Origin of the sequence: Streptococcus pseudopneumoniae (assembly GCF_001074975.1) — a bacterium.
Lineage (GTDB): Bacteria > Bacillota > Bacilli > Lactobacillales > Streptococcaceae > Streptococcus > Streptococcus pseudopneumoniae_D.
This window is the reverse complement of the sequence record NZ_JUUO01000017.1, coordinates 1-10,723: the sequence shown is the minus strand read 5'-3', so window position 1 is coordinate 10,723 and position 10,723 is coordinate 1. Positions and strand designations below refer to the sequence as shown.

Annotated in this window: 14 protein-coding genes and 1 pseudogene; 1 reads left to right on the top strand and 14 read right to left on the bottom strand. The window is 31.4% G+C overall.

The genetic code is table 11. The features are described from left to right. Positions 1 to 229: 229 nt before the first annotated feature. A complete protein-coding gene (locus tag ADI86_RS00930) occupies positions 230 to 844 on the top strand; it encodes a hypothetical protein (RefSeq protein ID WP_049531408.1) in 615 nt (204 codons plus the stop codon). 170 nt (positions 845 to 1,014) lie between these two features. Here ADI86_RS00930 and ADI86_RS00925 read toward each other — a convergent pair. From ADI86_RS00925 to ADI86_RS00860, 14 genes and pseudogenes are all read right to left on the bottom strand, one after another. Next, positions 1,015 to 1,460 (bottom strand): annotated as a pseudogene (locus tag ADI86_RS00925) (metallophosphoesterase); the annotation flags it as partial. Then, positions 1,453 to 1,689: a type II toxin-antitoxin system RelB family antitoxin gene (relB, locus tag ADI86_RS00920; protein WP_001067144.1), complete on the bottom strand. Its 237-nt coding sequence runs from the start codon at positions 1,687 to 1,689 to the stop codon at positions 1,453 to 1,455. The pseudogene ADI86_RS00925 and the gene relB, both read right to left, overlap by 8 nt. 215 nt (positions 1,690 to 1,904) lie before the next feature. Beyond that, on the bottom strand, positions 1,905 to 2,342 hold the full coding sequence (locus ADI86_RS00915; protein WP_049531407.1) for an HD domain-containing protein: 438 nt from the start codon (positions 2,340 to 2,342) through the stop codon (positions 1,905 to 1,907). Between the two features lie 40 nt (positions 2,343 to 2,382). Beyond that, positions 2,383 to 3,516 carry a tyrosine-type recombinase/integrase gene (locus tag ADI86_RS00910; protein ID WP_049531406.1) on the bottom strand — a complete coding sequence of 378 codons (1,134 nt, stop codon included), beginning with the start codon at positions 3,514 to 3,516 and terminating at the stop codon, positions 2,383 to 2,385. A 3-nt stretch (positions 3,517 to 3,519) separates the two neighbouring features. Next, positions 3,520 to 3,723: a DUF3173 domain-containing protein gene (locus ADI86_RS00905; protein WP_001858113.1), complete on the bottom strand. Its 204-nt coding sequence runs from the start codon at positions 3,721 to 3,723 to the stop codon at positions 3,520 to 3,522. 13 nt (positions 3,724 to 3,736) lie between these two features. After that, positions 3,737 to 4,519 carry a rolling circle replication-associated protein gene (locus tag ADI86_RS00900; RefSeq protein ID WP_049531405.1) on the bottom strand — a complete coding sequence of 261 codons (783 nt, stop codon included), beginning with the start codon at positions 4,517 to 4,519 and terminating at the stop codon, positions 3,737 to 3,739. 189 nt (positions 4,520 to 4,708) lie between these two features. Continuing rightward, positions 4,709 to 5,476, bottom strand: a complete 768-nt coding sequence (locus tag ADI86_RS00895) for a metallophosphoesterase family protein (protein ID WP_049531404.1) — start codon at positions 5,474 to 5,476, stop codon at positions 4,709 to 4,711. Positions 5,477 to 5,519: 43 nt separating this feature from the next. Then, a complete protein-coding gene (locus tag ADI86_RS00890) occupies positions 5,520 to 6,290 on the bottom strand; it encodes a metallophosphoesterase (RefSeq protein ID WP_049531403.1) in 771 nt (256 codons plus the stop codon). An 18-nt stretch (positions 6,291 to 6,308) separates the two neighbouring features. Further along, positions 6,309 to 6,698: a hypothetical protein gene (locus ADI86_RS00885; protein ID WP_049531402.1), complete on the bottom strand. Its 390-nt coding sequence runs from the start codon at positions 6,696 to 6,698 to the stop codon at positions 6,309 to 6,311. A 37-nt stretch (positions 6,699 to 6,735) separates the two neighbouring features. Next, positions 6,736 to 7,050: a hypothetical protein gene (locus ADI86_RS00880; protein ID WP_049531401.1), complete on the bottom strand. Its 315-nt coding sequence runs from the start codon at positions 7,048 to 7,050 to the stop codon at positions 6,736 to 6,738. Between the two features lie 89 nt (positions 7,051 to 7,139). After that, positions 7,140 to 8,459 (bottom strand): FtsK/SpoIIIE domain-containing protein, encoded by a 1,320-nt coding sequence (locus tag ADI86_RS00875; RefSeq protein ID WP_049531400.1) that lies wholly within the window; start codon positions 8,457 to 8,459, stop codon positions 7,140 to 7,142. 5 nt (positions 8,460 to 8,464) lie between these two features. Then, entirely contained in the window at positions 8,465 to 8,683 is a 219-nt protein-coding gene (locus ADI86_RS00870; RefSeq protein ID WP_001282608.1) for a hypothetical protein, read from the bottom strand. 39 nt (positions 8,684 to 8,722) lie between these two features. Continuing rightward, positions 8,723 to 9,478, bottom strand: a complete 756-nt coding sequence (locus ADI86_RS00865; RefSeq protein WP_049531399.1) for an endonuclease/exonuclease/phosphatase family protein — start codon at positions 9,476 to 9,478, stop codon at positions 8,723 to 8,725. Between the two features lie 288 nt (positions 9,479 to 9,766). Beyond that, positions 9,767 to 10,270, bottom strand: coding sequence for a hypothetical protein (locus ADI86_RS00860; RefSeq protein WP_000191545.1), 504 nt, complete (start codon positions 10,268 to 10,270; stop codon positions 9,767 to 9,769). Positions 10,271 to 10,723 lie beyond the last annotated feature (453 nt).

Genomic DNA, 10,723 nt, shown 5'->3' with positions numbered 1-10,723 from the left:
GACAAAATATTTTTGAAAAGCAAAAAAGACAAACGCCAAAAATGACGTTTGTCTTCAATCTGAGACAAGGTCTAGGACCTTGTCTTTTTTTCTTGGTAGTAGCAACTCTTGTTTAGTTACTAAAAAATACTAATCTTTCTCTTGACGGTTTGAGTTTAATCTGATAGAATTATAGTGTACAAAATAAAATTAATCAAAATGTACAAAAATATCCTATGAGGAAAACTCAATGTTACTTAGTCCAATTCTTGTTAAGGTTATCTGTGACGCGGTTGTTAATGAGTGGAAACCAAAATATGATTTTTTAGACGACCACTTTAAGCTTCCACTTTCAAAGACCGACTTTTTTAAAATAAAGTATCCCACTTTAATGAATAATACTATTAATGAATATCTTAGAGTTTTAACTAAAGGCTCTAGTTATAGATATGCTACTTTTAAAAGAAGAGCTGAGATACTAATAAGTAATGGAAAAATTTCAAACTTGGTTTTTGACAAAGTTGATAAATCTACAGTGTTGAATGGGTTGTTAAAAGTAAATCCTAATAATGTTAAATCAGTAAATGATTTTTACATAGAAAATGATAAATTTGATTTTACATTATGGAGTGATTATTTGCTTGAACAAAATCAAATTTTAGGTATAGAATTTGCTGATGAAATTTTCTTGTTTTCTGCAATGTCTTATATCAGAAATATTATCAGCTTCTATGGATTGCTACCATACAAAGTTAAGCTTTCAATAGATGACGATTGTATTTTCTTTTATTGTGTTGATTTTACTAATAAGAAGAACACTTTTTTTGTTAGTTTATCTAATCCGTTGGCTTCACATTTTATTTAAATTAAAGAGACTTAGGGAAAAAAGTGTTTAAAATCAGAAAAACGCATAGTATCAAGTATTGAACAACCTGATATTATGCGTTTTATTGTGAGAAGATTTACTTCATTCTCTCCTGTAATTGAGTTTTTGCCACGTTCCTCTTCATCAATACCTGCATAAACAAAGATTTAACTATTAGTTTCATAATAATAGCGTTTATCTCTATATCGTTTTTTAACCAGTTTATGAATGGAATGAACTTGATATTATTTTTAATTTCATTTCTAACACCTGTTTCAAAGTTGTTAAGATTTGATTTTAATATATATTCCAATTCCTCTGGAGAGAAGAAACTCTTTATTGTTTCTGGAAATGCTGAAGCAGTAGGCTGATTTAAATTGAACCAATCATAAAACCATTCTTCATGATTCCCTAGAAGAGTAATAATTTGATTAGGATAAACCTCCTCAAGTTCGATTATTTTGGAAATGACTTGAAAAGATTGAAGTCCATTATAAAGATAATCTCCTAGTAAAAATAGGCGATTATCTTTATCGTTTAAATTTACTTTATTGAGAGCGTCTCTGAATTCATCCAAGTATCCATGTATATCAGATATTGCGTATAATTTAGCCATAGCGTCTCATCATTTCTTCATGTGAGATAGCTTTTTTGCCACATTCAACCCATTTTTTATAAGCTTCATCAGCGACCTTAATATCATACATATCTTCAATTTTCTCTATAACAGCTTGTCTAATAAAGTCAGTCTTTGTTGTATTATTTTCTTCAACAATAGCATTTAATAAAGAATTTAACTCTTGACTAAGTTGAATAGAAATTTGTGTAGTAACAACATTATTCATATAACAGCCACCTAATAGTTATTTTAGATACATTATACCCCTAGTCTAAAAGTTTCTCAATAAAAAATTTCACTTTTTATAGTTATTTATTTTAATAAAATTGTAGTATCTGCAAGGATGTGCCAGTTCGAGACCGAACGCCAGTATAGTAATAAAGACAAAGTTTATAAGCCTTGTCTTTTGTTTTCTCTTTATAAAATTTTATAGTTTAGTTACTAACTTTTTTTCTTTGCTCTTAAAAATCTAATAGCAGAACTGTATTTCTTATTTCTCTCTAAGTCTTTTTCAGTAATTAATGGTAGTCTTGTTAAATCTGAATTATGCCGTAAATCCGCCAACTTTACAACTCTAGCGAGTTCATTTTTCTTTACTAGATTGAGATAAGATTGATAATCTTGTCCTTTTTTCTTTGTGAGTATATCGACGGCTTCTATAATGTTTTTTGAAAAACCTTCCTTTTTTAGGTCTAGTAGGGTTAGTGAAGTATCTTCAATTACATCATGTAGATAGGCGACAGCTTTCTCTTCATCAGTTGCGACAAAACTAGCTACTGTTTCAGGGTGTTTAATGTAGTCAATTCCTGCTCTATCAATTTGTCCAAAGTGTGCTTTTTTAGCTACTTCATGTGCTTTTATTACTTGTGATGCATCCATGATTTAATTATAAACTTTCCATTTATAAAACTCAATTACTTTATAGTAAATCATCTAGTTTATCAGCTAAATCCTTTTGCTTACTTGGGTACAAGTGAGAGTAGGTATCAATCGTGGTTGTTATAGAAGCATGTCCTAGTCGCTCTTTTACAACTAGATAATCTTCCCCTTGGTTAATCAGCAGGGAAGCGTGTGAGTGCCTAAAATCGTGTATGCGTATCTTTTTTAGTGTGCTATCACGTTCAATGATTTTCTTGTACTGCTTTTCAATAGCATTTTTTGTAATTGTGATAGGACTATTTTGAAACACTTGTAATGTTAGGCTATTGTTGGTAAATTGCTCTAATAGATGTTTTTGTCGTTTTTCCCAATCTTGTAATTCTTGGCTTAATTTTTTATTGATAACAATTCTTCTTGTTCCTGCTTTAGTTTTTGTTGTGCTGATATGAGTTACTCCTTTATTAACATAGACAGATTTCGTGATATGAATTGTATTACTTGAAAAGTCGATGTCTTGCCATGTTAGGGCAAGAGCTTCCCCAATTCTTAATCCTGTAAAGAATAGAACAGTAAAGAGTAGTTTGATATTGTATTCTTCGGGTTCAAATAGTGTCAAAAACTTCTGAAATTCTTTGACTGTCCAAAATTGCATTTTTGTTTTTTCAATTGGCAACTTTTTTATCAATTTTGCTGGATTGGAGGAGTAATAGCCTTTTCGCAAACCAACATCAAAAATTTTTTTGAGTAAAATCATGATTTTGTTAATAGTATTTGTGCTTAACGGTTTATCAGAATTTTTAGCTACTTTTTGCCTAAGATGTTCTCTAAATTGGTAGATGTCTTCATAGGTTAGTTTTCCGACATTATCGACCATAGAAAAATAATCTTTGATGTGTTTGTTGTAATTATTATCTTGTGTATTGATATAGCTTGCTTTTCGATGATTTATGCTATCTTCTTCCTTAAGTAGTTCATATAGTATGGAGATAGTTATTTTAGCCCCATAGAAGCGTTCTTTTAACTCTACACTTCGTAAGTAGTGTTCTGCTTCAATAGCTTCTTTTTTCGTCTTATAGCCCTTTCTGACAAGTCTACGTTGCTTTAGTGTTATTGGGTCAAAACCGTTGCTAATATCAACTACCCAATTACCGTCTTTACCTTTTCTAATTGCCATATTTTACTCCTTGAGGGTACTGTTTTGAACATCAAAACCGAGTAATTCGGTAGCAATAGTAGCAGGTATAGTACCAATTCGCTTGTTCTGATAGACTGTAAAGCCTCGGGTTATCAGTAGCTCTTTCCCTTGGCGGATAATACGTTTAGATGTTCCCTCAGAGAAACCGAGGGCAATTAGGTCATTCTTAGTAACAGTTGCTATCATGTGACTTACTCCTTTATTCATCTAGTCTTATTTTCTTGTACTTTACATGATTATCGAAATACTGACCGTCTTTATAGACCTTACTAGTGTATTCCGTTTCATATAGTACGACTGAACTATCATAGTTAAAATCTTCAAAAGTATAAAATTTATCTTCATCAGGCTTTTTCAAGTTGCGTGATGAAAAATAGGCTTGCTTTCCGAAGTTTTCCAACAATTCTTGTCCAATACCTTTTTCAAAATACTTTGTGACATATCGACCGCGATTTTCTTTGCTGTCAATGTCAACTTTATTTATCCGTACTGCTCCATGCCCCCAAAGTTCTAATAATTGCTTATGTGGAATATAGGGAACACTGAATAGCAAAATATGACTATGCCATGCTTTACGTTTTTGCCTCTCTAATACTGCTATATATTTTAATTTACTTTTCTTGGTATTAAAAATGTGGTAGTTAAAGCGTTTAATAAATGTTTTGAGTAAGTCTTTGAAGTGGTTTCTATCGCTGATATTTTCCTTAGTGGTCAATGTAAGAAAAGAAGTTGTATCATCAAAATTACAATCAACTAGACGGAGTAAGTTCCACTTGGCTTCTAAGCGAGTCTTCTTCATACGTTCAAGACGTTGTTCTTGTTCTAGGGGTGTTAGTTCATCAAATGTTCTGCGTTTTGCTTTTTCCTTGTTTTCAGTATCAGTATCTAAAATAGATTTTCCTTTTGAAAATATTGGCTTTTCATATTCCCAAATTTCAATATAGGAAGAAGTGCGGACTATTTTTTTATTATATGAGGTCATAAAAAATAGTTCCTTTTAGGTTGGCTTTCGCCAAAAGATTGTCTATATAATAAATAAACTAGGAGGAGCAAAGCTCCTCCCTACTTCTATCATGTGATCCTAAGCACCGCTCCGCTAAACACACTTCCAGCTTGCCGACTGCTTGTCGGCAGTTTTGCTTAGGTACATGATGAGAAGTAGCTATTAAATTTATAGTCGTGGTAATTGTTTTAATATTTTGTCTGTTGCCCAGTCTGTTGAAATGACCTCAAAATGTCCTTGGTCATAAACTAGCAAATCTCCGTTACCAATAAATTGATATTTATTATCTTTGTCAATATATAATGAAAAAGTATCTATACCAATAACATTTTTAGAAATATCAATAGATTCTTTAGGGGTATGTCCAACAATTTGTTTAGGAAAGTCTTGGTTAGGAAGCAATTCTAATTCTCTAAAATGTGCCCATAAAGGAGAACCCCCAAGAGCTTTCCCACCACGCATTGGTCCTATTGTATAAGCTAGGATATCTAATTCTTCTTCATACTCTTTGGTATAAAGGTTAAAATGCCATTCTTTTGGGTCAAATATCACATTGAAACCAGCGTGACTGACTAAATAATCATCTAGTTGATAAGCTATTTGTAATTTCAAATTCTGCAACAATTCTTTTACTGCGAAAAACACTTCTAAATTTTGAATTGAGAAAGGAGCTTGTTCTCCCAGTAAATAATAAGCATCATGATTACCTATAAGATTAATTACATCTATTCCGTTTTGCTCTTTATCTATTTTCCAAGAGTATAAAAAAGTGAGGTCTTTGGCATAAAGTTGGATATTGTTAGTTTGACCATGTAAATCAACATAATCACCAAGAAAAATGATTCTCTTAATGTTATGTGTTTGGATAATTTTGTCAACAATGGGTAAAATTAGTTGAGATTTTAAATGTAAGTCACCAATTAATAATGTCTTCATATATATTCCCCTCTTTATTTTTGATATTAGTCTAAGAATAGAATTAAGCTCTATCAAATTTTTTAGGCAATAGAGAAGTGTTTTTTGAATATTGATAGGATTTTTTAACTGTATCATAGCAGATAACAGGTATTGTTTTGCTATTTTTTACATCTCCATCAATAAAGTAATGACTTTTACTATCATGGTAAATCTTACCTAGGTAACTTTTATCTTTAGCTACTTCCCAAGAAGCAAAATGCCCAGAGATAATATCTTTATAAAATCTACCAGTTGTAATAGGAAATTTGTTGGTAAATATCTCTGGACTCGTTAGGTCTTTCCAAAGATTATTAGCTTCTTCATCAATGCCAGCATGGACAAAAATTTGATTTTCTGTTTCAAAATAACGACTATCTTCATATCGTTTTTGGAACCAGTTTATAAATGGAATATACTTATCATTATTTCTAATTTCGTTTCTAACACCTGTTTCAAAGTTGTTAGGATTTGTTTTTAAAATATAGTTCAATTCCTCTGTAGAGAAGAAACTCTTTATTGTTTCTGGAAACGCAGAAGCAGTAGGATTATCTAAAATCAACCAATCATAAAACCATTCTTCATGATTTCCAAAAAGTGTAATAATTTGTTTTGGATAAATCTTTTCAAGTTCAATTATTTTAGAAATGACTTGAAAAGATTGAGAACCGTAATCAATATAGTCTCCAAGTAAGATAAGTTTACTTTGTTTATCAGATAAATCTATTTTATCGAGAGATTTAATAAACTCATTGTAGTGCCCATGTATATCAGATACGGAATAATAAATTGCCATATAAGATTCTTTCTATAATCAACGTGAATTTACAGCGTATATGTAATTTATATAATTAGCAAAATCACCCATACGTTTTCTATCGTTATGAAACTTATCGAACCAAGAGGTATCTTTGTTATTGATTTGAGCCAAGCCTCTAATAGATATAAGGTTATCTCTAATTCTATTATGAATATTAGTTCTTGTATCATCAAGTGTATCCTGCTCTTCTTTTGTAAGTATTCGCCATTTTCCTCTCATTTCAGTATACTTCGCACTGTACTCGATAAGTTCTTTCCAGTATGCTTGAAATTCAGGGTCATAAATGTTTGATGATTTTATAAGTTCATCTAAAATTATTTCAGCCTGTTCAAAAGTTACGATTTCTTTGTCTTTTAGAAAATCGTTATAAGTAAAAATTTGCATAGTAAGCTCCTTTAATTTTTGAAATAATTATAACACATTATTTAGTAACTAGAATTACATTAGAACAAGAAAACCATAAATTTCCATTGTATTGACCTACGTTTAAATCTTTTAGAGTAACAGGACAGGTTTTATTATTTGCCATTTCTTGAACAGAAGCAGTAGGGGATAATGTATTTACTTTGACTTGTATCATCTCCATAAAGAAATCAGAATCCTCATCTTGAATTGACACGTTAAGTCGTAAAGCTACGGGCTTATTAGTCTCTCTGTCTAATACTTCTGTATAGCCTTTTACTGCTATAAATTTGTTACCAAGCAGTTCTGGCTTTAAAAAATCATTTAGCTTCATGTGTACCTCTTTTCTATCATCGCAGAGCGATGAGGAACAGATATTTTTGCTGAAAATCTATTGAATTTAAGCAAAAATATCTGTTGAAATTATTTTGACTTTGTTACGTATAATTGTAGTTCTTTTATAAAATCGAATTGTGTTGTATCAAGATAAGGACTTTCCCAATATTGAGCTTTTTCTTTCCCTGAACCTTGCATATAAAGATAGCCTGCACCTTTTTCTTCAATAGGTTTTATCTTATCAGGGGTAGCCGAAGACAAGGTCATACGATAACCTTCTTGTGAGTGGAAACCTAAAGCTATTCTCAACATTAAATTGTCTCTGAGTTCCGTATTTAGAGTTTCAGCTCTCATTTGTTGGGCAGATATAAGAATAAATACTCCTGCTTGTCGTCCTAGTAGGATAATTTGTTTGATACCGTCCATCACTTCGGTGATAACTTCTTTAGATTTTTTATCTGTTGCTGAAGCTTGAAATGCTCCCATTTCATCAAATATAAGCCATACTGGCTTAAATCCATGGTCAGTAAAATTTGAACCATACTGGAAGTTATCACGCATGACTTGATATCGTTCCTGCATTTCCTCAACTACGATTCTCACAATGCGAGCTATATTATTTGGGGTGGTTGCTACGTATTTATTTCCAAAGTAATGAGACAAGCTACCTAGGTCAGAGTTCTTAGGGTCAGCTATATAAACTGTTGATTGACGTTTTAGAAATTCTAAAATCAAAACAGATATAAGCACTGATTTCCCACTTCCAGTTCCCCCTGATACTAAAATATGTGGGCATTTGACAGGGTTATAATTTACACCATATCCTAAATCTATATCAAGGCTGTCTATCTCTTGTCTTTGGTTGTGAGATTGTAAAACTAATCTATCAGGTTTCTTATAATAAAAATGGTATTCTACATAGCTAGGCCGGATAATCTTTTCCTCAAGCTCTAGTTCAAGCACGCCACAAAGCACATCATCAAGAGCTCCAACTTTTTTGCTAAATTCGTCACCTGTTATAAGAGCTTTTATAAAAATATGGCTGTTTTGCCTATCTAAGTCATATTCTAAGATTGCACTTCTAATAACTTTTTCTTGTCCAGTACTATCTTTATATGTAGTATAAAGTCTATTTGTGTGGAGTACATAAAGTAAGCTCTCACGTATAATAAGGTAATACTCTAAGTTATATCGAAAAATTTTTATTTTCAGATGAATTTTATAGATAATAAATCCACCTAAAAATATGAAGAGAATTTGAACAAAAGTTGGAGCCCTTATATTGGCAATAATAGCACATATAATGCAGATAGTGAGTGCTATTATTGAAAAATGTACTGTCTTCAATTTACTACTAGTAATAATATAAGTTTTGGTTAAATCAGCACTTTGTCTTAATTTAAACATATTAGTTAGATACCTTTTATTTTATCTAAAAGCTCTTTTAAAAGTTCGTAAAACCCTAAGAGCTTGATTTTTGCGAAATAATATGTTGAGATAAGCAGTGGAATACACCCAAGGATAAGGATAGAATTCGAAAAGAAATGTCCTTGAGGGAATATAAAAATTGCTATGCCAGCTAATATCACAAATCCTAAAAGAAATAGATATGCTTTTAAATTATCACTCATTTCATTACCTCCTCTAATGAGCAATTATTTTAAGGAAAACTATAAAGATATAGTTGCCGATAAAATAGCGTGGTCGGGGAAACCGACTTTATTTTGATAATCAGGATTTTCTAAGAATCTCCAAGAATAACACACATTAGAAATAGGAATATTTCCTATAATATGGTCTAATTTACAATATTTCCAAGAGTTCTCCTCAGACGGAGTATGTACAGTTAAACCTGCTTTATTCATTTCTGATTTTAGTAATGGATAGGAGTAAAATTCTCTAGGTTTACCTTGATAGGAATGAGTATCATCATTCTGCTTGAAAAAGCCATTATTAAAGTCACCTAGAATAATTGTGTTTTCATGAATTGGTAAATTGAAGATTAGCTTGTCTAGTTGTGTTTTTCTGTTTTTGAAATCTTCAAAAACATTTTCCCCTCCTATCTTGATACGAACTCCAATAACGTTTAATTCTTGTCCTTCAATTGTCACTCTAACGTGTAAAAAATTTGGATTATTATCATCATTATCGATAGTAATGACTTGGCAATCATTAACTAAATCACTCTTTATTGCAATAAGAATTTCATTTCCAAAATCTATAGTACGCACATCTTCACAGATTGTATAACCATTAGTTTGTAGGCTAGAACAGAATTGAGAATGATTATCTGTTTTCACGTACTCTGTCAGACAGATAATATCTGAATTTTGTTGAGCTAGTTCCTGCGCAATCATTTCAGGAATTTGTTTTCCTTTTCTTGAACGTAGATTTATATTCCAAGTGGATGCTGTAAGTTGTATCATAAAATTGCCTCCTAAAAGTTAGTCCGCAGGAGGAGGCACCTCCTCCTGCTATCATTCGAATCCATCAAAGATTTCTCCGAGCTCGTCTTCATCATAATAGCTTTCCAATTCCTCATAGAAGTAATCTAAAGCTTCTTGGTCAAAAAAGTTCATTGTTAGTCCTCCTCTCAGTGTTTTTTGTACATTTAAATTGTACAACATAAAAAGAAGAAAGTCAACAAAAAATATACTTTAATTTCCAAAATGTACAAATTTAGTAAAAAAAAGAATAGGTAGCAGAATGGCTACCTATTTTATAAAATTATTTTTGAAATTCCATATGGTATCAGAAAGTAATTTGTGGTTGACTGGTGCAACGATTTCAAGAAGCTGTTTTTCTAGAATAGAGAATTTCTTGTCAAAATCTTTTTCAGGTTCTGAAATATCGTGATTTAATTGGGTCATCAATTCTGCTTTAAGAAGAAATTTAACACATACACCTAAAGTTACACTTTGAGTATTTGTAGCACTAGGCAATATTTCTTTATATTTTTTTATTCCTTCTGCTACTTCATCGGACAGTGCAACGTTCAATTTTAATTCCTTTTCTTCCACCGGATAAATATTTTTTAAAGAGATAGAGTTATCTTGTACAACTTTTGTCCAGTTTGTTACAGTCTTTGAATTTTGAAACGCACGCGTTAGAATGGTAGCTTTAGTTATATTGATACCTTCTGAAGTTTCATATTTCTCTTTTAGCATTCTTAAATAGTAGGCTGCTTCACCAGATATTCGGACTTGAAATTGTGTCATTATTAGTACCTCCGTATTGTATTATACCATTTGTACATTAAAAGGACAATGTATAAACGAATAATCTACCTTCTCGTTCAAGCATTTTACAAGTTTAGTAATCTTGCTGAAGATGTATTCCATGTGTTACGTTTAAAAAAGGGAATTAAAGTAATCTAGTTCCTAAAAAGTTACTAAAAACAAAAAAATTGTTTTTTTAAATAACACAAATGGTTTTTTATAACGTTAATTATGCTGACTTATAAAGATATAAAATCTTAAACACCAAACTCAAAATCCAGTGTCCGCAAGGACGTGCCGGTTCGACCCCGGCCGCCGGTATAGTATAGAATTAAGGAACGTTGATAAATCTTCGTTCCTTTTTCTATTAGTCAACTTTTGCTCAACAATTCGGCTCTTTGTCAACTGTAGTGGGTTGAAAAAAAGCTAATCTCGAGAAAGGACAAATTTAGT